Here is a 21,549-nt window from a genome sequence, read left to right on the forward strand (position 1 = left end):
CGAACCTCGCACGTCGCGGCCATGTCAGCGCTCCCCGATGAAATCTCAGGCGGCCGGCGGCTGAGCGCTGTTTTCGGCCGCCGATCCAGCCATCATGCTGCGGCGGCTCGACAGCCAGATCGGAATCTCGCGGTAGCAGGTGCCTTTTTCATTCATCTCTGCGACCGTCCACCGGCTCGGATGCCGTTCCTTGCCGACGAAGACCCAGTCGTCGGCGGCAGGTGGCGGCTCATTCGGCCTCGTCCTCAGCCATGCCGAACGGGCTCCTTTCGGCAAGCGATCCTGCTTCATCTGATAGAGATCATATACTGGTGAACGCATGACGCTACTCGTCCTCAAGCAACCGCAATTCTCAACACCCTCAGCGTGTCGCGTCGTCGCGGCGGAATTGTGGGAGCGACGCGGCCAGGCTGTGCAAAAGCACGATCAAGCCTGTGATGGACGGTCTCTTCCATATTCTTCGCATGACACGCGTATCGCTGCGAAAAAGGCGACGCGCGGGGCCGTTCAATAACCCCGCGAGCCGGGACCGGCGCCGATTGCGTCCGGCAATGAAGAGTACCAGCCCGCGACCGGCGGACTGATCAAATCAGAAGAAAGCGTAGCTGAGATCGAGACCGTAGGTGGCGTGGAGAATGAAGCCAAACGCCGTGGCGCCGCAGAGCATCAGGATCGTGCGCAGCTTCTCGGAGTCGATACGAGTCTCTTCGAGATGGGTCGGGAGAGCCTTGATGAGTGTTGTCATTGTGGGACCTCTGTACGCGAAACGAAGACGGAGAGTGAGTTATGAAAAGTATATCTGAGGTTGTTAGATCCCGTTCTGGGGACGTGGTTTTTGTAGAGTCCCAGAAGAGTTCTAATTGTGAAAGAGGAACCCAGCATCGTGCAGTTTTTGGGGCAAAGTTGCGGAAAGTAAATGATCAGTAAATTAAATCTGAGGTTGATATTAGTTGCGTACAGTATTGTTGCACGTCTTGGCTGCTGAAAGAAGTTGCCAAGTTGCGGCGACGCGGCGCCGCACGTTTTTAAGCTTAATTCCATCGGGGAAGCGGTTTGAGTGTTCTCAGCCTGTGCGGCCCGCTGGCCGATGAGCAGTGTCCGAGCCACGACGCCAATGCGGTTGCAAAAGCAACTCGAAGTATAGAGGCGGCTCACCTCGACCTCGGCCAATTTGTGACGCGGCGTTAACGGCTATGGCAATGTCGCCACTCGCTCGCCGGCTTCTTTAGCATGACTGGTATCATGTGAGTGGTGACGACGGAAGCCGTTCGCTGAAATCTCGCAGGTGGGTGTGCTCATCAAACAACAGCCGCATAATCATCGAGCAGGGATCGCACGGGCGTCTCGTGTCGAGCCCAGTTGAGGCGCCAGCGTGATGGGCAGTTCATGGATGATGGAGGAAGCGCGCGTGGCATGCCCGCCCTCCGGTGACGGCCTGGACGGATGCTGCGCGTTCTCGCTGCCCTGTCGAGCTTCCGATCACCGGTCCCATCTCAGTACCGGGATGTCCCGACCGGCCGCCAATCCTCCTGATGCGGATCGGATGACGCCGCCGGCGAATGGGCGCCGGGCCGCGCCCGCGATCCTCCAGCATCCCGCGTGATGGGCCCCTGAGGTGGGTGCGGCAATTCGGATACACCTGCCATCAACGGTATTTCCGTGTGTTTCTGCACGTTGCAATTCATTTGGCGGTATGTCAGCAGGTAACTTGTTAGGGCGAACGGCCCGCCCGGGCTGCCAGCATGACGCGTGCAAAGGTTTTAGAGTACCGTTCGGACATCGATTGGCTGCGCGCCGTCGCCGTGATTTCGGTCATTGGATTTCATTACGAGTTGCCAGGCTTTGGCGGGGGGTTTGTCGGGGTCGATATCTTCTTCGTCATCTCCGGCTATGTGATCTCCCGTCTCATCTGGACCGGCATTCAATCCAATTCCTTTTCGTTCATCGCCTTCTACGAACGAAGGGCGCGGCGCCTGCTTCCGGCGCTCTATCTGATGATCGTCGTCACCGGGCTGGTCGCGTGGTTCTTGGCGCCTCCTGGCGACTACCGGATGTTCTTCGGAAGCGCGATCTCCACGGTTCTGTTTTCGTCAAACGTCTTCTTCTGGTCGCAGACCGGCTATTTCGATCTGCCAACGATCGGGAAGATTCTGATCCACACCTGGTCATTGTCGGTGGAGGAGCAGTTCTATTTCCTGTTTCCGGTCGTGACATGGCTCTGGAGCCGGCTGTTTCCCGACCCAACGTCGAAGCCGTCACTCGGGCTGGTCATCCTCGGAACGGTCGCGCTGTGTGTGCTCGACGAGCTTTGGATCAAGCAATCGCCCTCGACCGCCTTCTACATCGCCCCGCTGCGGGCCTGGGAGTTCTTGATCGGAAGCATTGCGTTTTTCCTGCATCGATGGTCACCGGTCAGAGGCGAGACGCGCCTGGCCTTCGCGGCCTTGGGCTTGGTCTCCATGCTGCTCGCCGTGGTCACCTTCCGCGCAGAGACCCGCTTCCCGGGATTGCACGCGCTGATCCCCTGTGTCGGTGCTGCGGTCTACATCGTCGCGTTCAATCAGGAGGAGGGCAGACCCAGGCTGCCATTCAGCGAGATCGGAGCATTCCTCGGTCGTCTGTCCTATTCGCTCTATCTTTGGCACTGGCCGGTTTTCGTCCTCGGCAGGGCCGCGCTGCCGCTGGATGTTGCGACCTCAGCCGCCGCTACGGCTGGACTCCTACTGTGCTCGCTGCTGCTGGCCTATTTCTCCTATGTCATCGTCGAGCGGCCGGCGCGCGCGCGAACCGTGTGGGTCGGCGTGCGTGGCTCACCGGTGATCGCGGGCGTTGCCGCCGTCCTGGTTGCGGTCGGAATTCACGGCGTCGCGCATGACGGCTACGCCGATCGCTTCCCGCAATCACAGGCGCGAATGCTCCGGTACGATTCCCGGACGATGGAGCCGTTCTATCGGGCGCATAGCTGCTTCTTGCAGCCCGATGAGCCGGCATCGGCCTACGATTTCGAGGCGTGCCTGAAGCCGGCTGCAAACAAGCGCAACATTCTGCTCGCCGGCGACAGCCTTGCCGCGCATTATGCCTGGGCGTTGCGCAGCTACCTATCGTCCGATGCCTACCATCTTCTGCAGCTCACGTCAGGGGGCTGCCCGCCGTTTGTCGAGCTCAAGCTGCGCAGCTCGCGCAACTGTAACGACGTCAATCAGCTGCTACGCGATCAGATCAGGGCGCACCGCTTTGACGCCATCATTCTTTCCGGCAATTGGCGCGCCTATCTCGAAACTTATGGCCAGCCCCCCGCACGGCGCGTCGACGGTTATTTGAACGCGCTGCTGGCGGTCGCTCAGGAAACGGGAGTTCCAGTTCTGCTCCTCGGTCCCTCGATCGAGTTTCCAGCTCCCTTGGCGTCGACGTTGTTCAACCATGAGCAGACGCACGTCCCGATCGGCAATGCGCTGATGCCGAAAGATGCGTCGTTCGAGGCGGACGATCGTCTGCGAGAGATCGCCCGCGCGTATCCGCTCGTTCAATACGTTTCCATTCTCGGCACGATTTGCAGCAAGAGGCGTTGTCCGCTGACGATCGACGCGGAAACACCGATCGTTTGGGATACCATCCATTTCACCCCGGAAGGCTCGAGGTTCGTCGTCTCGCAACTCGCTCCGCAACTGGATGCATTCTTGCAGAGACTGGAGCAGCCCTCCGGGGCCGGGACGAACGAGATCCTGGCGGGTGACGGCCCGACGGCAACCCGGAACCCCGCTCCGTCCCGGATTCAATGATGGGAAGCGACCGAGCACGGGACCTGCGGGAGCCATGAACTTCGGCGAGTGTCGTGCGTTCCCCTGCCGTTGATGTCGGACGTTGCCTTCGCGCGGCCGTGAAAGTGGTCCAACGTCATCGGTTTCTCAAGCCGTTCGGGACGACACACATGAATCCGATCATCAAGGCGATGGCAGTGCTTGCGTGCGCCGCCTGCTGGAGCACCGCCGCGACAGCCCAATCGGTGCGCTGGAACACCTACAGGATCCCGGAGACCGGCACCTCGGTCGACATTCCGGTCTCGATCTTCAGGGACACGGCGGGCCAACCCGAGGGCTACGGCCAACGCTTCCAGACTGCCGACGGCCGCGCCAATCTGACCGTGCAGTCGATATCCAACAACGCGCAGGACTCACCTGCGCGGTTCCTCGCCAGGAAGAACCCGCCGCCGAACATCCAATACAAGCGCGTCACCTCGCGCTTCTTCGCGGTGTCGAGCTATAAGGGCGACTACGTCTGGTACAATCGCTGCAACTTCGTTGGGGGCTATGTGCACTGCGTGCTGATCAACTATCCCCGGGCCTGGGAACGCGATTGGGACGGCATCGTCACCCGTATCAGCCTGTCGCTGAACCGGAGCTGAGCGGGGCGCCTTTAACGAAGTCTTCGGCTGGCGGCTTTGATCCACCTCAATGATGCCGTCGGGCTCCTCTGAATAAGCTTCGGCTTCATTTCAGCCGCCGCTTACAGACGAGCCAGCCCTACATGGCCGCAGCGTCCTTCACTGTACGGGCCCAAAGCGCCAGCGCGATCGCCACCATCAGGTGCCGCAGCGCGCAGGACGCGCTGCTTACGGCCAACGCCTATCTGCGTCTCGGCGCCGCCTGCGTCAGCATTGAAACGCCGGGCGGACAAAGCATGAGCCCGGATCGGCTCGATGCGTTGCTCAACGAGGCCGGTGGGCGCATCGGCTTGTGAAGCCGGACGGTCCAGCGGCCACCAATTTTCCCTGACGTGATCGTGGCGCCTGCGGAGTGGGCTTCTGAGAGCCTGTCCAGGTCACGACGAGGACGCCTCCATGCGGTCGTCGGGCAGCGCCGTCGGCCACGAGACGTCCGAGATGTAGGGGCCGTACAAAACGTCCTGGCGCCGCTGGTAGATGATCGTGAGGGCGACAACGGCAATGAAACAGATTGCGGTCAAAATGGCCAATTCAAACATGATGCAACTCCATCGCCCCAGACGTGGCGGATGAAGGGCGCCGGCGTCAAATGGAAGCCGGCGTTAAGCTGAAGAGGAAAGCTTAATGCGCGCGGGTCATCCTGCGTCGCAGGCTGCAGGCGAACATCTAAAGCAGAACCGCTGGCCCGCGCGGCGGAATCGCGGATCGCGAGTCCTGCCGTTTGGCGCGTACTACTCAGCGACGGTCGATTGATCGGTATCGAGCTCCGGAAACATCGCCCGGCAGCTCAGGCAATAGGACTCGAAAATGAAGCTCAGCAACGTGGACATCGGTAACCCCCATCAGTCGACGTGATGCTCGGCAACATGCCGGGGGTTTGTTTCAAGACGACTTCGTGCGCCCAGCGAAGTGGTTTCGATCGGAGCCAGGAAAGCTTCGCGGTCATAGGACATGGGCGCGCGCACGCTCCTGAAGATGAAGTTGTTGCAATAGTCCTTCCGCTTCCAGAACCATTCGCCATCGGCGCGCTGATGGATTTCCGGGTCGAAGGCAGACAACGGAAGCAATCTCCCGCGGCTCAGGAATTGGCCCTGATAGCCGAGACCCCGCAGGAACAAGAATGTCTCCTTCACCCTGTCGAGCGTCGCCAGGCGGCGGTCGCACTCGACCACGATCAACGGCCGGCATCGGCGCAAGGTGCGCTCGGCGCCGCGCAGCACGTCGAGTTCGGCGCCCTCGACGTCGATCTTGATCGCAGAGACGTTTCCGATGTCAGGGAGATAGTCGTCCAGCGACGTCGTCTGCACCTGGATCGCCCTCGAGGTCTCGGCGGGCCGGAGCAGCGAGGCCCCGGGCTGATGCCCCTCGGGAACGAACAGGGTTTTCCTGCTGGAGCACGAATAGACGGCGCGCGGTTCGACCACGACATTGTCGAGCGAGAACCGGGAACAGAGCCGCGCCAATCGCTCGGCAAGATCCGGCTGGGGCTCGAAGGCGACGACCCGCCCCGGCGCCGACCACCGTGCCAGCCAGTAGAGAAAACTGCCCTTGTTGGCGCCGATGTCGCAAACGATGTCGCCGCGCCGGATGTGACGCCGCAACTCGGACAGCTCCGTCTTGTGGTCGCGGAATCGGGACCGCAGGATTCTGACCAGAAACCGGGATGCCTCATGCTTCGCCAACCGAGCCTCCCAACGCCATGGCCACGCGCCCGGCAAACGAAGGCAAGCCTAGTGGCGCACGCCCTGTCGCTCACGGCGATGCTTCGAAATGAACGAGCGGCGGGGCGCCACGATGGCGCTGGCGTGGCGATTGGCGATCCCAGCAGAAGGGTTAGAACGGGGATGAATCAATAGCTTGCGGCGACTAACGGCGATAACAGCCACTATTGATTTTAAGGAACTTTCTTGGGGCAGTGACTAACCAATCCCGCACGGAATAGCTGTCCCATTTTCCTGCAGAACGCGCGTCCGGGGCGCGGCATCGATAGAAGCATCTGCATCTATCGATAGAAATGTGGCCGGCCACCATCGAAAGAACTACATGACAAAAAAAGCCTCCGGCGGTGAAGCCGGAGGCTCATTGAACATCAACTGGAAGTTGGACCGGCTTGGCGGCTGGGAGTCCAACTCAGCGTAGTCGAAGTGCATAGAGATAATAGGCGGGCGCATGGACGTTCGCAATCCCTCAGAACGCCACCGTATCAAGAAAGTTCGCATCAAGCTGCTCGACTTGAACGCGATGCTCTCCGCGGTCATCATCCGATCGGGAAAATCAGTGATCGTGAGTTTGAGCGGGCGCTTGCTCAGCTGATCGCGCAGGAACGTCTGACAGGTGCGCAGCGATTGAACTCAGGATGGTGGAGCGCTCTTCGATGAGTCGCCGCCGTCACAAGGTTGACGCGCTGTTCAAGCGCGCAGTTCCCGAACGCTCGTCAATGCCACGCATGCATTGGCGATGGAGGCGTCGGTTGAACGATATCGACGTCATCTTGGCTGCACGGTGCGGAGCGCTGCTCCCACCCGATGATGCCGGTCTGGAGTATGTCACGATCATCGTCAATCATATGATCAGGCTCCAACCAAACGGAGCCAGTGTCGCGCGAGCGAACGCGCGGCTGTGGGCCCCCTGGGTGACTGTGTTGCAACTGGATCTGCTGATCGCAGAGGCGTTGAATACTCTGGACAAGCCTCCAATCTCCGCGGCGCAGCTTGGCAAAGCGCTTCGTCTCACACTCGATGAGCAGGTGAGACATGGAATCACCACGATCAAGGCATTCACGGTTACGCAGGAAGCTGATCGGAGTCGACAGGCGAAACGGAGACGCAAGGCTGGCGCCAGCTCGAAACGCGGCAGGCCCCGAAAAGTAGAAGCAAGCAGGCCCGTTGGCAGACCCCGAGGCCGGCCAAAGTCGGAAGGCATGCCGGCGTGGCAAGCGGCTGGCTACAGGAGCCGGAGCACGTACCAACGCGCGAAGGCGCGCGGCCTCAAGCCCGCTCAGGTTGACACAAAAAATGAGATGAAAAATCGTCACGCCGCGTCCGATATAAGTAGAACGAAGCGTGACGAATTTCGGAGCGAATTTGTGTGTCATTCGGACTGGATACCCGCGCCGCTTGGCAGGCGCGTGATCGCAGGCACCGGATGATCGGAGGGCGGGACACCCGAGGCGCACCAAGCGCCGGAGGGAGGTCCCGACTGGGCATTGTGAGGCCGCGCGGACGCTTAGGCGCCGCGCGCTCTGGGACAAATGTCCCGAATGTCCCATTTGTCCCGAATGTCCCAGACGAAATGTCCCACTGTCTGGTAAGCTGTGCTTTATGCCGCTGGCCGCGAGGGGCAAAAGATGGAACAAACTATTGAGGGATTCTTGGCGACGCAGGGGGTGGCGGCAGCGATCGTTACGTCCACGTTGGCTTTCATCGCCGCAATCGTAAACATCGCCCTCTCGGCCTATTTGGGTCGCAAAGCCGGCTCTCGCGCGGTTGCAGCGTTCAGGCAGCAGTGGATCGATACGCTTCGAAAAACGCTCGCCGAGTACCATTCGATCCTTATGTCCGTGGAACGGCCGTTGTCAGTAGCTGACGATAGAGCACTTTCAAATTTGGGCACTCAAATCGAATTGATGCTGAATTCAGATGAAGAGGCATCTCAAAAACTCGAACAAATAATGGATCAGATCTACAATGCGCACTCGCTCCATGAACGTGTCGTTCTCGACCCAGCATTCATCGCTGCGGCTCGACGCGTACTCAAGGACGAGTGGAAGCGTGTTAAGAGCGAGCTGAAGTAAGGCGAGACTCAACTTGGGTAACGATCGCTCGCGTGAGCGGGTGGGGAAATTGGAATACTGAATTTAATTCGGCTCACCGTGCTGTGTTCGAAGCTCTTCGAACCGTCAGCATTCAGCTCGGCAACACTGAAAACCTTGATGCTCCCCTTGCCAGCTCCGGCAGTTTTGTCTGTCGTTGTGACGGCAACATCGAACTCGACAAGTTGAACATACTCTTTCCAGTCTATTCTCTCGTTGTCGCCTCGCCACACGGGACTGATCCTGCCGATCGTCTTGCGTTCGTCCGCGCGGTGGATAGCCTCAGCAATGCCTTCCTGAATAGCCAAAAGCGTCTCTGCTACGAAGTCACGAAGTTCCATTGAGAGCCTCCATCGATCAAAATTCAGGAGTTGCCCCGTTCAGGCCGCGATTGCCTCGATCACATCGCCAACGATCTTCTCGATCACATCGGTGTTGAAGTTCTCAGGCCGCATGACGGATGGCACCTTGAACTTGATCGTTTTCGAGTACGTGGTGATAATATTTCCATCCATGTCCACGAAAAGTGTTGCACAAGGCGCTTCCCCGCGCGAGCCGTCTTCGGCGGCGTCGGTTGAGATCGAGAGCGAATATCCGTTGTCTCTTGAAACAGCAGATACCTTCTGTCGTGCGTCGATTATTGCCGCGTTAGCGTCCTCGGTCACTCGAACAAATGCGAGGCGGATGTCGTCCATCATTATTCTCGAGGCTTTGGCAACCCGCGCCTGTTGAGCGGCCGCGTCTGCCATCTCAGCGTCACGCATCTTGTGGACTTGCTCATTGTTCGAGTTCAGACGGCGAACTGCATCGGAAACTCGCTGCTTAAATGCGTCTGTCATCGGAATGCCTTCCTGCTGTTTTATCCTAATCGTCGCGAACTTTCTCCGCTGCCTCTGCCGGCGCCCAGCCGAAGCAGGAGTCAGTCCATTCTATCAGCCGCGCATCTGTGATGCCGGGTAACCGCTTGAGATAATCAATTGCCCCTGCGGCATCACATCGGAAGGTTGGCATGGCAAGATCTTCAGTTGTGACTACGCCTAACATCACTTGTCGATCAATTCGAACAACCGGGATTTCACGTTGCATAAGGGGCCTCGCTCGTTGCGAACCCTATCGTGAGTGATTTGCCAATGGAACGCTTCGGATTTGCTGACCGCACTTAGCGTTATCCACAGATGCCGTGTGGGTGCGTTGCGGGGGTGTCCGTAGCTGCTTGACTCGCGCACAGGCCAACGACGGCCTGATTCGGAGAAAAGCGATGATCGACACGATGCAATGTCCGGACTGCAACGGTACCGGCCAGGAAGTCACGATGAGGCCTGTCCGGCTTGGGGTGCCGCTGCCGCCCTACAAGCCTTGCCCGCGGTGCCAAGGGGCTGGTGAGGTGCCGTATCCCAAACCGGTCCGGGTCTGGCGGAAGCGGCGGAGTCTTAGGCGGGTGCAGTAGGCTATGCCGCGACGGAGGGCGGCGGCTCATGAGTCCGCCGCTCTCACGCATATGCGTCCGCGATTATTTTCTACGACGACGCGAACCTGCCGACAGGAGCAGCACTAGGGCGATGGCCAAGACCCGCGAAGGCCAATCGTGAGCGGCCGCAAGGATCGCGGCAATGCCGTACAGATGGGTAGCGCGCATAGGACGGATTCCCTGATCGCGATTTTGCGCGATCCATTCAGGTGGGACCGTCCCTGCGCCGACGATGTCGACGCGGGTGCCCAGCGCGGGCACCAGGATGATCGTTACGGAAGCCGTCCGCCGCTCGAGTCGGAGTATAGCTCAACGGGGTTCCGGTCTCAACGAAACCGGCAGTCCCGCAGGATCGCACACCTGTGAATTGAGCCGGGGCCGCATCTGTACTAATTTTCTGAGAAATCAGTACAAACCGAGGCTAATGCCATGGAAACGCAGGGAAAACGGCAGCGAAAACCAGCGATCGGTTACACGCGCACGAGCAGCGCGGCGAATGTCGGGGAGGGGAGGGACTCGGTCATCCGTCAGCGCAAGGCGATCCAGGCCTATGCGAACAAGGCCGGCCTTCAGATCGTGGCCTGGTTCGACGATCCTGCTGTTGCCGGTGCCGATGCCATCGATGAGCGTCCGGGCTTTGCCGCGGCGCTGGAGCAGATCGCCGGCAACGGTGTCCGAACGATCATCGTCGAGACCGCAAACCGGTTTGCTCGTGATCTCATCGTGCAGGAAACCGGGTTCCGTCGCTTGCATGCCGACGGCATCACCCTGATCGCGGCTGACAAGCCGGACTCCTTCGTCGACGACACGCCAACGGCCGTTCTGGTGCGCCAGATCCTTGGCGCCGTCGCACAGTTCGATAAGGCTATGACCGTGGCGAAGCTGCGAGGCGCACGGGAGAGGAAGCGCCGCACGACCGGCAGGAAGGTCGAGGGCCGCAAGAGCCTCTCAGAGAGCCGCCCTGAGGCCGTAGCGATGGCACGTGAATTGGGTCAGCGCCGTCCGCGGCTGTCGTTGCGCGAAATCTCTGCCGAGCTGGCAGAGCAGGGTCATACGACCCCCAAGGGAAAGCCCTACAGCGCCTCTGCGATCGCTTCGATGCTTGCTGCATAAACTATTCAGGGGTCGACCGCCCGGAACTTGCTAGGTCGGCGCCTTATCGAACCGGAAAGTGAATGGAGGAGGGTCGAGGGGATCAGGAGCGGCCGCATAGACCTTGTTGAGAAGCTGGGCGAGAGCTTCCTGCCGTCCTTTGATATCGCTGATGTCGAAGATGGTCTCGCCCAGCGGCGCGCCGTCAGAATCCCGAATTGCTCGAACTGTGACTAACGCCATCTTTAGGTTCCTTTGCTGTATAACTCGCGTTATGATTGTGTAGCATCGTTATGATGAAGCGACAACGGATTGAGGTCTACCGATGGGATGGAATGACCGCTTACCTGACCTCGAGGGTGAGGCGATCGCTGTGGCCGTAGAAGCAAACGCAGTGAAACCCTGCGACTTGCACGAGGATGTCTTGATCAATCAATGCGATCCCGAGGCCGATCGAGCCGCCTACGCAATGGGGACCAATCGGTGGAAAAAGGGCGATTTGGGCTGTGAGCAATCTGACTTCATGGAAGCAATCAAAGACGTCATTGACCAATCGGCAGACGAATGCCCGCGCTGCGCAAAAATTCGGGAAGATTAGTTTCGACCTAATCGATTCTGCCTTGTCAAATACGGATGCAAAGCTATGACCAACCCTCCGATTCCAGTCATAAATAAGCTCTGCCGAGGCGCCAGTGCGGAAGCGATATAGGAAGCGTTTCTGTGACTGACGTGTTCGAAGCGATAAAGACGATCGGTGGACTGTCAGGAATCTTCACAGCGATATTCTTGATCTACGATCGAGCCACGAAGCACTATCCGGTGGCATTCATCGAAGCGCGGCCCGTCATGGAGGGAAGCGCAAATATAGAGTCATTCCTTGTTCTGAAGAATGTGAGCGAACGGCCGATCCTCATATCATGGACCGATGGTCAAAGCGACAAACTGATCGTCGCACGTGATCGAACGGCTGAGGGCCTGTTTCGGTATCTTCACGCTAGCGAAACAACCATCTCACTGCCGCCTCAAGGCGAAGCAATACTTCCACTGTTGAGGCCTAGCACATTCCCGGAAATCGATCCCGAAAACATGATGGAGATCGAAATGCGCTGGCAATTCGCTCAACCTATACTATGGCGCAGACCAAGGATGCTCCGAATCTCAATCAGGAAGAGAGACTTCGAATCTCTGATCGAAGGATACCTCGGCGACACCTAAGGTGACCGAATATCCGTTGAAATCTGACGTATCTGCTGCGGCATCCGCCTCCGCCAATTCATCCGCCTCGATTTCGACCTTCAACATCATCACCGATGAGCAGATTGCGATCGTGCAGCCGGTCCGAGATCAGCAGGCTCAATCCTGACGAGTCATGGCAATTCGGCTTTTTGCTGATCAGAACTCACCGAACAACCTTCACTCGCGGTTCACTTGGGTCGCCGACATTTCGAGTCACGGCGACCTAATTAGTGGCCGTCACGGCATGTTGTGCGGCGCAGGGAGACTGCGGTGCCGGGGTATTGCGGATGTAGCAAAGCAGAGACAATAGGGTACAAATGGAAGGGATTGGCACGTTTTTGCCGATCTATTGAGCGAAGTGCATGTTGATCGGGTGTATCCTGCATGAACTTTGTGTTGCGGGGGAGTCTAGTGATCAGTCATCCTCCCGCCATGCAGGGCGCTTTGCTCATGCATCCACCACAACGGAGTGGCTAATGGAAGGAACTGTCGGACTAAACATCGGCCCAATCGACATCACCGGCACCGGTCTTCCCGGTACCGGCGCTGCCGTGGTGATCGTCATCGCGATCATCGTCTACCTGATCAAGGCAAGACCCAGCATCAGTTTGATCTGATGTTGGCCTGGCGCTGGCGGCTCCACCCGCCAGCGCCTCGGTCATTGTGCATGACCGCTGCGTCATCGCAAGGCCGATGAAATACAGACCGCGGAAGCGATGCAACCCGGCAACACAGCTGCCGGTGATGCTGTCATGCGTTCACGCCCGCGTGCTTCAGCGCAAACTACTTCACGAGCGTCGCAAAGCAAGTGCGAGTGGCTCGTCGCGAGCCATGCTTGAGGCGCAGCGTTAGGTCGTGACGATCTTGAACGGTGCCTTCCAGTCGAGCGAAGCCGTTGAGACCGATGCCACCGCCTCCGCCCTGATCAAGCGTTGAGGTGCATGCTCTGGCGCCGGCTCGTCCGGCAAATAGGCGTCCGATACGGGACAGAGTTCGATCCGAGCATCGCAGTCCCTTCCCTCGTGGCGGTGCAGCATCGAGCCGCAGATTACGAGGCCTCAGCCGCGGTTGCAGCGCCTGCGAAGAGCCTTGATCCGTAGTGCATTCGATCATCTCCAAACTGGCCCAGGGCGAGCATACCACGCGTCCGTTGGTGCCGCCTCTCTCGGACATGCCCCGATTACCAGGGCCGCTCTCAGCGGCTCGCACCAAATTGGTACGCGAATTCAGATACTTGCGGAAGGGCTGGTCAAATATTACATGGGAACAAAGACGGAACAAAATGGAATGCATCGTGATAGCAATGACAGTATCAAGCCGCCATCGCCTAACGAATGCCGAACGCGCCCGCGGCCGCCGCCGGATGAAGGAAATCACCTTGGAAACGGAAGCAGCGCGCCAGCACGTCGAGGCTGATTTGCTCGCGTCCTTGGGCCGTGCACCGACACCGCTCGATCGGATTGCGGCTGAGCAGATCAGCGCCGCGGTGGTGCGCGGGAGGCGTTTGCGTGCGAGCGGCCGTGATGACACCGGTCAGCGGCAACAAATCGCGCAGCTGATGCGGGCGAGCGGCTTCAAGCCAGCGCCACCGGCGTCAACGGCCAACAAACCGAAGCCGACCAGCATCCATGATCTCGATTGGTCGGATATCGAGGATGCGGAGCAAGGCGCGTCATGAGGCTTCCCGCCAATATCGTTGAGGCGTTGGAGCATTCTGCGTTCTTCAAGCCGATGTTCGCCGGTCAATCTTGGAACAACTGGCGGACAGTCCTCCGCGGCGCGTTCGCGCTGCCGATGAGTGAGTCTGAGCGCGAGTTCTTCCGCTCTGTGACTGGCCGCGAACCGCCATCCAACCGGGTGAAAGAACTCGACATCATCGCTGGTCGGCGATCGGGTAAGGACTCGGTTGCCAGCGCGCTGGCATGCTTCGCGGCAGTGATGTTTCAGTCCGCTGGCAAAGTCCGGCCCGGTGAACGTCCGGTGGTGATGCTGATCGCTGCGGACAAGGCGCAATCGCGCGCGCTGCTGGGCTATGTCCGAGGTTACTTCACGGAGATCCCGCGCCTCAAGGCGATGGTCCAACGGGATATAGCCGATGGCCTGGAGCTTTCCAACGGCGTCGACATCATGGTGGTGACGTGCGACTTCCGCACGCTGCGCGGTCGCACTGTCCTCCTGGCAATCTTCAACGAAGTGGCGTTCTGGAGTTCCGAGAACTCGGCAAACCCTGACGTCGAGGTGCACCGCGCCGTGCTGCCGGCGATGGCGACGCTTGGCGATCAAGCCATGCTTGTCATGATCTCGTCGGCTTATCGTCGGTCTGGTCTGCTCTACGATCGCTGGGCAAAATTCCACGGCAAGAATGATCCGAACACGCTGGTCGTGCATGCGGCAACTGCCGATCTGAACCCGTCGATCAGCAAGTCAGTGATCGAAAACGCGCTTGCCGATGATCCGGAGGCTGCAAAGGCTGAGTGGCTCAGCTTGTGGCGGGACGATCTGGCGTCCTATCTGACTCGTGCCGAACTCGAGGCCATCGTCGACAAGGGCATCTCGGTCCGATTGCCCATCAGCGGCGTCAGGTACTCGGCTTTTGTGGATGCCTCGTCAGGCGCCGGTAAGGATTCGTTCTGCTGCGCCGTCGGACATCGAGGCGAAGCCGATACCTGCATCATCGATTCGGTCATCGAAATCAGGCCGCCGTTCAACCTGCCGGATGCAGTGGCGCAGATCGCTGCGACACTGCGGAGCTATGGCATCACAACTGTCACCGCCGACCGTTGGGGCCTTGGCTTTGTCGAAGCTGAGTTCACGCGCCACGGCATCGCGTTGACCTACAGCGAGAGAACGTCTTCCGAGATCTTCCGGCAATGCTTGCCGGTCATCAAGAGCGGGCGCGCAAGGCTTGTCGATAACGAAAGAGTCGTTGCTCAGTTCTCGAATCTGGAGCGCCGCATCCTTCCAGCGGGTGGCGAACGCATCGGTCATCCGGAGCGGGGAGGGCACCACGATGATTGTGCAGTGGTCGTCGCTGGTTGTCTGATGACGCTGTCAGAGCCGCTGACCGGTGCTGCCGGTTGGATTGAGTTCTACCGCAGGCAAGCCGAGCGGGCTTGGGATGGTGATATCCCGGCGGCAGGAACAGAGTTCGACGATGTCCGGCCGGGCGCTGAGCATGGCTGGAGTTTCCACAGCCAAGCCGAGTGGAAAACGCTCGTTGTGCCGTGTGGCGCAATCGCGAATGAGGGCCGCATCTATGTAGGCGCACACAGTGCGATGAGGACATTCCAGCGCCAGTGCGGTCAGACCACCGTCGACGTCTTGCGTCGTGAGGTATCTGAGCTGCTGTCCCGTCCTGCTTGGCGCGACGCAAACGAGGAGCTGGCGCGAGAGCTCGGGCTCGGGAAGGTGCAATAAATGAACAGTGCAATGAAGTTCGGAGGAGCCGGAACGATGATCCTGATGGCCAAGACCGTCTTGGAATCGAAGCTTGAAACGGCGTGGTCACGCTTCAATGAGTGCCGTGCTGTGATCAACGCCGAGTCCACGGTGGCCAAGGGGGCGCCGACTCCGCGTCATCCGACCACAAGCGCGGCGATCCGTGCGCTCGCCTGCATCAAACTCAATGATTCTACCCGCGTTGCGTCGTGCGAGTTGGTTGCTGAACTGTTGGCGCTGGACGCCGTTTTGACGAGAGGTGAGGCGTTCGATGCTGCATTGGACGAATTGAACCGTAGCCTTGCGGATGCGAGGCGCGACGGGATCGCTGATCTCGTCAGGTGGGCAGGGTTGTAGTTTTGAGGGGTTATAATGCGCTTTGAGTACGACCGTAACGAGAGCTTGTCGAAGCGGGTCAGCGAGATCGCGAGGCTCAAGGCTCTGCGTGCCTTCGCGGAGGGCAATTCTGATTATTCAGAAGCCGAGGCTAAGAGCTTCGAGCAGGACATCAGAGCACTTCGGAAGGCGATCATCAGCGAGCTGTCGACTGATGAGCTGAAAGCATTAACGGCGCAAAGCTTGGCCGCGGAGGACTGCCAGAAGGTCATCCCGAAGCACGCGCCGGTGTCGACCGAGATCACGGACCCGTTGATCAAGGGAACGCTGGCAAAGATGTCGAGAGATGCAGTTGCGCAGCGATCATTCTTCACCGTGAAAAAAGGATTCGGCTCTGAGGAGGATCAGCCAATCGCGTTGGTCTTCCCAAGAAAACCAGACGAATCGATGGCCTCGCTGTCGGACGCAATGTGGAATGAGAAGGAAAGGAAGATCAGACGATGAAGATCGATGAGGTTGAACAGCTGCTCGAAAAACTGCGTGACGCGGAGCGGGCAGACATCGACGCTCGTGTGGCAAAGGCGCAGCGGGAGCGTCAGGCTGCTGCATCTGCAACGGAAGCTGAGCGTGCAGAACGCAGACGGCATTGGTGGGAGCAACAGAAGATGAGCCGGTTGAAATGTTACGTGCCCGCCGGCAGAACGGTGAGTCATGTCGTGTTTGGTGGGGCGCGCTCTTGGACGGACTTTGAGGGCAACTACAACCGTGGCGAAGAGTGTATTCCAGTCGAAACCGATGTATCCGGGCGGCCCGTGGTTTATCTGCGATCGATCGGTGATTTCACCACGCTCGTGAATAACGGGACAGACGGCTTAGCTTGGGAGATGGCCAATCCGGATCTGATGCGGGAACGCGCCGAGATCGGTCCGCGTAACCATCCATCGATTCCCGAGGCTCCGAGCCGGCCGTACTAGAAACAGAAGGAACGAAGATGATCAGTGAACAGAGGTTTATTGTGCTTCGCAGTGTCGATCCGTCGCGCGTCACCGCATTTCAAGCGACGGAAGATCTCGAGGAGACGTGCCTCTATGTCAACAAGAAGGCCGCCGCGTTCAACGCGGCACAAGTTGAAAAGGGGCTTCAATACCATGCGGTCCACATGTGGCATGACGGCACGTCAATGTTCAGTAGTAACAATGAACTCGTGAAGCTAGGAGATTGGCTTGTCTTCAGTGATGGTATACTCGTCGGGATCTATTCGCCGAACGCGTTCACCGAGACGTTCGGTGTCGGACCGATCACGATCGCTGCCTAGAGTGAACACCGCCGCGTTGGCCGAGCGATGCGATCGCAATTGTGCGTGCACGCTCGGAGGACCCGAATAGCGGACTTCTGACTTAAAGGATGAAATAGCGCAATGACCCAAACGAGACTCATGTGCATTGAAAGCACACCCGGCGGTGCCAATGCTGGGATCGTCATTCCCGGCTCCTCACCGACACGTGCATATCATGCGACGGCTGGCAGCGTGATCGACGTGCCCGGCGATGTCACGTCCTGTGATGTGCAAGCCCTCCTTTCTGCACACGATCCCCTTCCGGCTGGAACGCAGTACTTCATCTTGCTTGGGCAGTCAGGCGCGACAGGAGCGCGGCCGACCTATCCGTCGATCGGACAGCATTTCATCGATACGACGGTTGGCGTTCCGCTCTGGTGGGACGGAGCTGCCTGGCGCGATTGCTCCGGCTTTTCCCATTGAACCACCGGGGTAGGCTCGTTTTCCATCGTCCGAGTCTGCTCCGTCGGCTGATCGGCACCCGACGATCAGACCTGCGGCGAGCGCGGATTGTCCTTTATCTGCGCTCGCCAACAGTTGCGCTCCGGCCCATCCGACCGCGAGCAGCGAAGCGTCACGCGAGATCGCAGCCCGGATGTACGGCGCGGCTTCGCGTGCTCGTTTTGCGAAGGAGTTGTGAAAATGGCTGAAGTTTACAAGGTTGGTGTTTCGTTGGTCCTGCAGAACGGAGTCTCTTCCGTTCTTGCGGTCATCACCCGTGATCTTCTGGGATTGCGGGCACCGATCAGTGCAATCACGAAGGGGTTTGAGGGCTGGAAGCCGGCGATCTTGCTGGCGACTGGTGCGTTGGCCGGTGGCGAGATGCTGCGTGGGCTCGTCTCCATCGCGAAGGCCGGCGGTGACGTGAATCACCAGCTGGAGCTGATGAAGGCTGCAGGCATGAGCGTTGGCGAAATCAACGATGCCAATGCCAAGGCCATGCAAACCTCTACCAGCGTCATCACCACCACCTACGCTGAGAACCTGAAACATCTGCGCGAGCTGCGGTATGCATTCGGCAATCCGGATGTCGCGATGGGAAATCTCGATCAGATTTCGCGGGCCAACGCCGTGTTGAACACGGTGAAAGGCGGTGGCAAGGATGAGGTCTGGGAGCTGGTGAAGTCTCTTGAAGGCAAGGGGCTGACCTATAACCCTGCTGAGTTCTCCAGCTATGTCGACACGATGACGAAGGTCATCGAAGCGACTGGCGGGCGCGTCACGCCGCAGATGTTCATGTCGACCTTCAAGTATGGTCGCACGGCCACGCTTGGCTGGGATGAGGCCTTTGTCGGCGGTGCGCTGCCACGTCTGATGCAGAGCATGGCCAGTAGCGGTGCCGGAGGCGGTAACGGTTCTGGCGGTCCGGGCAATGCACTGATGTCTGCCTTCGCCAAGATCGTGCAGGGACAGATGCCGAAGACCGCGGCGGAGGAATTCGCCAAGATGGGGCTCGGCACCGCCACCCAGATTGAAGGCTCGAGCCAATCGCAGACGGAGATCAAAGGTAAGGATCTGTTTCTTCGCAATCCGTATGAGTGGGTGCAGCAGGTCTTGATGCCCGCGCTAGCGGCAAAGGGCGTCACTTCTGAGCAGGACGTGATCGCTACGATCGCCAAGATGATGCCGGTGCGCACCGCCTCGCAGGTCATCACCGAGATGGCGCTGCAGGGTCGCTACCACGAGGGCGAGAACTCGCCGTTCGAAAAGGACATCGGCCTGCAGAAGGGTGCGATGGCGTTGGCTCCATCCTTTGCCGAACTGAGCAGGCGCGACTACCCGACCATCTTGCGCGAGTTCGATCAGCAATGGACGAACCTGTTGCAGACGCTCGGTGGCCCCTTGATGGCCCCGAACGGTCCGGTGATCGCGGCCCTATCGGGTGTGACCGGCGCAATGGCCGGTCTCAACCATGCGCTTGCCGGAGTGCAGCCGGAGACGATCACGACAGCAATGAAAGCCATCGGCGCTCTTGCGGTGGGTTTGGTCGCTTTGGTCGCCGTCCCGATCGCTGGCTTCATCGCATCGTTGATCACGTTGCCAGGATTGCTGATCGCTGGTGCGGCAGGGCTCGCCGTTTTCGTGGCGGCGGAGTGGAGCACCGTTGTCTCCGATTTTGAGAAGGTGGGAAAGGCGATCTCCAGTCTTGCGGCGGTCTCCTGGCATGGTGTTGTCGAAATGTTCGACGGGATCAAGAATGCGATCGCGTCCTTCCTCAGCACCATCACCGGTCTCTACGACAAGGTGAAGGGGCTGTTCGGCGGCGTCTCGGCGCCCAAGACCAAGGCCGACCAGGACTTCCTCAACGGCATCAACCACGCCGCGCCGATGCGGTTCATGCCGAGCATCGATCGCAATGTGACGATCCACAATGCCATGGCGCTGAATATCGATGGTCAGACACTCGCTCAGGCCATCTCCGACCAGCTTGAGCGAATGTACGGTTACCCGACTGGAGCGCCGACACCCGATGGTTCGGGGCGGTACTTCGCCGGAGATCATAACTACGCGGACATCTGAAATGGCGACAACCAGCACAGGTGGCATCTTCGTCGGCGATCGCCGCGTCGGAACCGTTGTCACCAAGGCCTTGATCGGCAGAGAGGTCGAAGTTGCCGATCTCGGTGATGATACCTTGTCAATCGATCTTTCATCGTCTTCACCGCTTGATGGCGATCGTGGCCTACCGGGCCGCAAAGACGCGCCTGGCCAAGCAGACCGGCATGATGAGGTCTCGCCGGCCAAACCGCACCACCGACTGTCCGCGCCGCACCGCGGGGCCTCTCTGCGCGACATGGTCGATCGTGGCCGGGGCCATCCCGGCGCATCGATCGCCGATCGCGCCCGACACGGCGCGCACCATCCGGCCACCGCGGCGCAAGCGGTGCCGAGCGCTCCGGTATCAGGCACGCTTCGCGATCAGCGGTCGAGGTTCGCTAACGAGCTGGAGGCAGATCCACAGCTGCGGATTAAGTTGAAGCGGATCATGGCGAATGAGCAGGGGACGAATGCAGCTGGCACGCAAGCCATCGCGGAGTCAGCGATGAACCGCGCCATTGTCCGGGGAACATCGCTCGGTGCCCAACTCACTTGGCACCAGGGCGGTCGTGGATACTATGCTGAGGGTTCGATGGGACGCGGTGCGGTCGAGAATCCTCACACCAACGCGATGCTTGAGCGTGGCATCTCCGGGGCGCTCGCCGGCTCGAATCTCGCCCAAGGTGCCACAGACAACGCCAGCGGCGGTCTTGCTGCGCGCGAGCAGGCGTCTGGAGCCTTCGTGACACGCGCCAAGATCAACGGAGAAACGTTTTCGAGGCCTGGTACTGCAGAGTCGGCGCTCGCTTCGCGATGGCAGTACTGGCATTCAGGAATCGAAGCATCTGAGGCTGCTGCAACCTCGAAAGCGTTTGCGGATGTCGAGCGGGCCGCGAAAGCCGCTCAACGGAGGGAGGCGGACTTCCGGGCCGCAAGCCTGACGGAACAAAGGCCCGAGTCGAGGCCGCTCCCCGATGAGAAAGGAACTACAAAATGAGCCACCACAAACTCGAATTGCATCCAGTGTCTGCCGATGCTGATCCAGATGTCGCGCGCGAGATCATCGCAAAGTATCACCGTCACAACGGAAAGGTGCTGGAAAGCGATTTGCCGATGCTCGGCCGCGAATTGCTTGATGCCGGCTGGCGTAACGCCGGCATCAGCTACGCAAACTAATCGCACCAAATTGGTTCGATAAACCGCACCAAAAGTCGCGATGTTGGCGATTGCGCGAGATCGCGGGGAGTGGTTCGCTTACCGAAAGACGATCGGAGAGTCATCCGGTCGATCGGTGACACACTTCCTCAAATGGAGCGAAAAATGACCGCCAACACCGACAACGAATTGCTCGCGATGGCTGCTCGGCACGATGCCCTGTGGGGCCGCTGCGGCGGCGCTACAGAGGCGATCGACGGCGCGGCACTTGACGCGCTGTGCACCTTAGAGCGGCATCTGGTGGCCACCCCAGCGTTCTCTCAGGCCGGTCTAGCTGCAAAGCGCCGAGTCGTTGAGCGAGCTGCGTTCGATGATGGTGATGGCATCATCGCCGCGATCCTCGCGCTCGATGCCGAACGCGTCGGCGCCGAAAGGTAGCGGTTCCGTGCTCGCCAATAAATCCGGCGACTGACCATCGCTGCACGACCGTCCGCAAAACTGGCCCGCTGCTCTCGAAGCGCGGGCCATTTTGCGTTTCAGAAGGTGTCGGAATCTCGATGAAGCGGCTGATCTGTCATTCCGGGTTCGAGCGGCCACACTGGGCGATGCCGGGTTTGGGCGGAGGTTCCGCGCGGGCACCCGTAAGAACGGGAACCTTTTAATTGGCAACTCAGGTGCGCCTCCCCATAAGAGGCCAA

29 protein-coding genes are annotated in these 21,549 nt (G+C 59.5%); 21 read left to right on the forward strand and 8 right to left on the reverse strand.

Features of this window, described 5'->3' with window-relative positions; genetic code table 11:
* Positions 1-45 precede the first annotated feature (45 nt).
* Together ACQR1F_RS26175 and ACQR1F_RS26180 are read right to left on the reverse strand one after the other, a co-directional pair.
* Positions 46-321 carry a hypothetical protein gene (locus ACQR1F_RS26175; protein ID WP_315799898.1) on the reverse strand — a complete coding sequence of 92 codons (276 nt, stop codon included), beginning with the start codon at positions 319-321 and terminating at the stop codon, positions 46-48.
* A gap of 268 nt (positions 322-589) precedes the next feature.
* Positions 590-745: a hypothetical protein gene (locus ACQR1F_RS26180; protein ID WP_315738062.1), complete on the reverse strand. Its 156-nt coding sequence runs from the start codon at positions 743-745 to the stop codon at positions 590-592.
* A 997-nt stretch (positions 746-1,742) separates the two neighbouring features.
* Here ACQR1F_RS26180 and ACQR1F_RS26185 point away from each other — a divergent pair.
* The 3 genes from ACQR1F_RS26185 to ACQR1F_RS26195 all read left to right on the forward strand — a co-directional run bounded on the left by ACQR1F_RS26185 (position 1,743) and on the right by ACQR1F_RS26195 (position 4,737).
* On the forward strand, positions 1,743-3,779 hold the full coding sequence (locus ACQR1F_RS26185; RefSeq protein WP_434893913.1) for an acyltransferase family protein: 2,037 nt from the start codon (positions 1,743-1,745) through the stop codon (positions 3,777-3,779).
* A gap of 149 nt (positions 3,780-3,928) precedes the next feature.
* Positions 3,929-4,402, forward strand: coding sequence for a hypothetical protein (locus ACQR1F_RS26190; protein WP_434839869.1), 474 nt, complete (start codon positions 3,929-3,931; stop codon positions 4,400-4,402).
* 122 nt (positions 4,403-4,524) lie between these two features.
* On the forward strand, positions 4,525-4,737 hold the full coding sequence (locus ACQR1F_RS26195; protein WP_315799901.1) for a hypothetical protein: 213 nt from the start codon (positions 4,525-4,527) through the stop codon (positions 4,735-4,737).
* A gap of 81 nt (positions 4,738-4,818) precedes the next feature.
* Here the strand turns inward: ACQR1F_RS26195 and ACQR1F_RS26200 are convergent, their stop codons facing one another.
* A complete protein-coding gene (locus ACQR1F_RS26200) occupies positions 4,819-4,980 on the reverse strand; it encodes a hypothetical protein (protein ID WP_315799902.1) in 162 nt (53 codons plus the stop codon).
* Between the two features lie 303 nt (positions 4,981-5,283).
* Complete coding sequence (locus ACQR1F_RS26205; RefSeq protein WP_434839901.1) at positions 5,284-6,123, reverse strand: FkbM family methyltransferase; 840 nt, start codon at positions 6,121-6,123, stop codon at positions 5,284-5,286.
* 487 nt (positions 6,124-6,610) lie between these two features.
* On the opposite strand from ACQR1F_RS26205, the gene ACQR1F_RS26210 reads away from it, so the two are divergent.
* Entirely contained in the window at positions 6,611-6,754 is a 144-nt protein-coding gene (locus tag ACQR1F_RS26210) for a hypothetical protein (protein ID WP_434914113.1), read from the forward strand.
* Between the two features lie 1,033 nt (positions 6,755-7,787).
* Positions 7,788-8,234, forward strand: coding sequence for a hypothetical protein (locus tag ACQR1F_RS26215; protein WP_434914114.1), 447 nt, complete (start codon positions 7,788-7,790; stop codon positions 8,232-8,234).
* An 8-nt stretch (positions 8,235-8,242) separates the two neighbouring features.
* On the opposite strand, the gene ACQR1F_RS26220 is transcribed toward ACQR1F_RS26215, so the two are convergent.
* Genes ACQR1F_RS26220 through ACQR1F_RS26230 form a run of 3 tightly spaced genes read right to left on the reverse strand, consistent with a single transcriptional unit; the run spans position 8,243 to position 9,338 of the window.
* Positions 8,243-8,593 carry a hypothetical protein gene (locus ACQR1F_RS26220; protein WP_434914115.1) on the reverse strand — a complete coding sequence of 117 codons (351 nt, stop codon included), beginning with the start codon at positions 8,591-8,593 and terminating at the stop codon, positions 8,243-8,245.
* A gap of 39 nt (positions 8,594-8,632) precedes the next feature.
* Positions 8,633-9,091, reverse strand: a complete 459-nt coding sequence (locus tag ACQR1F_RS26225) for a hypothetical protein (protein WP_434914116.1) — start codon at positions 9,089-9,091, stop codon at positions 8,633-8,635.
* A 25-nt stretch (positions 9,092-9,116) separates the two neighbouring features.
* Entirely contained in the window at positions 9,117-9,338 is a 222-nt protein-coding gene (locus ACQR1F_RS26230; protein WP_434914117.1) for a hypothetical protein, read from the reverse strand.
* A gap of 811 nt (positions 9,339-10,149) precedes the next feature.
* Here ACQR1F_RS26230 and ACQR1F_RS26235 point away from each other — a divergent pair.
* Positions 10,150-10,833, forward strand: a complete 684-nt coding sequence (locus ACQR1F_RS26235) for a recombinase family protein (RefSeq protein WP_434914118.1) — start codon at positions 10,150-10,152, stop codon at positions 10,831-10,833.
* A 30-nt stretch (positions 10,834-10,863) separates the two neighbouring features.
* Here ACQR1F_RS26235 and ACQR1F_RS26240 read toward each other — a convergent pair whose 3' ends face one another.
* Positions 10,864-11,055, reverse strand: a complete 192-nt coding sequence (locus ACQR1F_RS26240; protein ID WP_434914119.1) for a hypothetical protein — start codon at positions 11,053-11,055, stop codon at positions 10,864-10,866.
* An 82-nt stretch (positions 11,056-11,137) separates the two neighbouring features.
* On the opposite strand from ACQR1F_RS26240, the gene ACQR1F_RS26245 reads away from it, so the two are divergent.
* The 15 genes from ACQR1F_RS26245 to ACQR1F_RS26315 all read left to right on the forward strand — a co-directional run bounded on the left by ACQR1F_RS26245 (position 11,138) and on the right by ACQR1F_RS26315 (position 21,289).
* Positions 11,138-11,410, forward strand: coding sequence for a hypothetical protein (locus ACQR1F_RS26245; RefSeq protein ID WP_434914120.1), 273 nt, complete (start codon positions 11,138-11,140; stop codon positions 11,408-11,410).
* A gap of 122 nt (positions 11,411-11,532) precedes the next feature.
* Positions 11,533-12,027: a hypothetical protein gene (locus tag ACQR1F_RS26250; protein WP_434914121.1), complete on the forward strand. Its 495-nt coding sequence runs from the start codon at positions 11,533-11,535 to the stop codon at positions 12,025-12,027.
* Between the two features lies 1 nt (position 12,028).
* Positions 12,029-12,175: a hypothetical protein gene (locus tag ACQR1F_RS26255; protein ID WP_434914122.1), complete on the forward strand. Its 147-nt coding sequence runs from the start codon at positions 12,029-12,031 to the stop codon at positions 12,173-12,175.
* Positions 12,176-12,524: 349 nt separating this feature from the next.
* The gene (locus ACQR1F_RS26260; RefSeq protein ID WP_434914123.1) at positions 12,525-12,665 is read left to right on the forward strand and encodes a hypothetical protein; all 141 of its coding nucleotides are present in this window, start codon (positions 12,525-12,527) and stop codon (positions 12,663-12,665) included.
* Positions 12,666-13,411: 746 nt separating this feature from the next.
* Positions 13,412-13,726 carry a hypothetical protein gene (locus ACQR1F_RS26265; protein WP_434914124.1) on the forward strand — a complete coding sequence of 105 codons (315 nt, stop codon included), beginning with the start codon at positions 13,412-13,414 and terminating at the stop codon, positions 13,724-13,726.
* Entirely contained in the window at positions 13,723-15,465 is a 1,743-nt protein-coding gene (locus tag ACQR1F_RS26270) for a hypothetical protein (protein WP_434914125.1), read from the forward strand. Before ACQR1F_RS26265 ends, ACQR1F_RS26270 begins: the two co-directional genes overlap by 4 nt.
* A gap of 36 nt (positions 15,466-15,501) precedes the next feature.
* On the forward strand, positions 15,502-15,843 hold the full coding sequence (locus tag ACQR1F_RS26275; RefSeq protein WP_434914126.1) for a hypothetical protein: 342 nt from the start codon (positions 15,502-15,504) through the stop codon (positions 15,841-15,843).
* A gap of 15 nt (positions 15,844-15,858) precedes the next feature.
* A complete protein-coding gene (locus ACQR1F_RS26280; RefSeq protein WP_434914127.1) occupies positions 15,859-16,326 on the forward strand; it encodes a hypothetical protein in 468 nt (155 codons plus the stop codon).
* Positions 16,323-16,796 carry a hypothetical protein gene (locus tag ACQR1F_RS26285; protein WP_434914128.1) on the forward strand — a complete coding sequence of 158 codons (474 nt, stop codon included), beginning with the start codon at positions 16,323-16,325 and terminating at the stop codon, positions 16,794-16,796. Before ACQR1F_RS26280 ends, ACQR1F_RS26285 begins: the two co-directional genes overlap by 4 nt.
* 17 nt (positions 16,797-16,813) lie before the next feature.
* On the forward strand, positions 16,814-17,137 hold the full coding sequence (locus ACQR1F_RS26290; protein WP_434914129.1) for a hypothetical protein: 324 nt from the start codon (positions 16,814-16,816) through the stop codon (positions 17,135-17,137).
* Positions 17,138-17,239: 102 nt separating this feature from the next.
* A complete protein-coding gene (locus ACQR1F_RS26295) occupies positions 17,240-17,581 on the forward strand; it encodes a hypothetical protein (RefSeq protein WP_434914130.1) in 342 nt (113 codons plus the stop codon).
* A gap of 219 nt (positions 17,582-17,800) precedes the next feature.
* Positions 17,801-19,678, forward strand: coding sequence for a hypothetical protein (locus ACQR1F_RS26300; protein ID WP_434914131.1), 1,878 nt, complete (start codon positions 17,801-17,803; stop codon positions 19,676-19,678).
* Position 19,679: 1 nt separating this feature from the next.
* Positions 19,680-20,693 carry a hypothetical protein gene (locus ACQR1F_RS26305; RefSeq protein WP_434914132.1) on the forward strand — a complete coding sequence of 338 codons (1,014 nt, stop codon included), beginning with the start codon at positions 19,680-19,682 and terminating at the stop codon, positions 20,691-20,693.
* A complete protein-coding gene (locus ACQR1F_RS26310) occupies positions 20,690-20,872 on the forward strand; it encodes a hypothetical protein (RefSeq protein WP_434914133.1) in 183 nt (60 codons plus the stop codon). The genes ACQR1F_RS26305 and ACQR1F_RS26310 overlap by 4 nt, the downstream gene beginning before the upstream one ends.
* Before the next feature lie 144 nt (positions 20,873-21,016).
* Positions 21,017-21,289 (forward strand): hypothetical protein, encoded by a 273-nt coding sequence (locus ACQR1F_RS26315; RefSeq protein WP_434914134.1) that lies wholly within the window; start codon positions 21,017-21,019, stop codon positions 21,287-21,289.
* Positions 21,290-21,549: the final 260 nt, after the last annotated feature.

It is taken from the genome of Bradyrhizobium sp. HKCCYLS3013, assembly GCF_051167615.1.
In the GTDB taxonomy this organism is placed as follows: domain Bacteria; phylum Pseudomonadota; class Alphaproteobacteria; order Rhizobiales; family Xanthobacteraceae; genus Bradyrhizobium.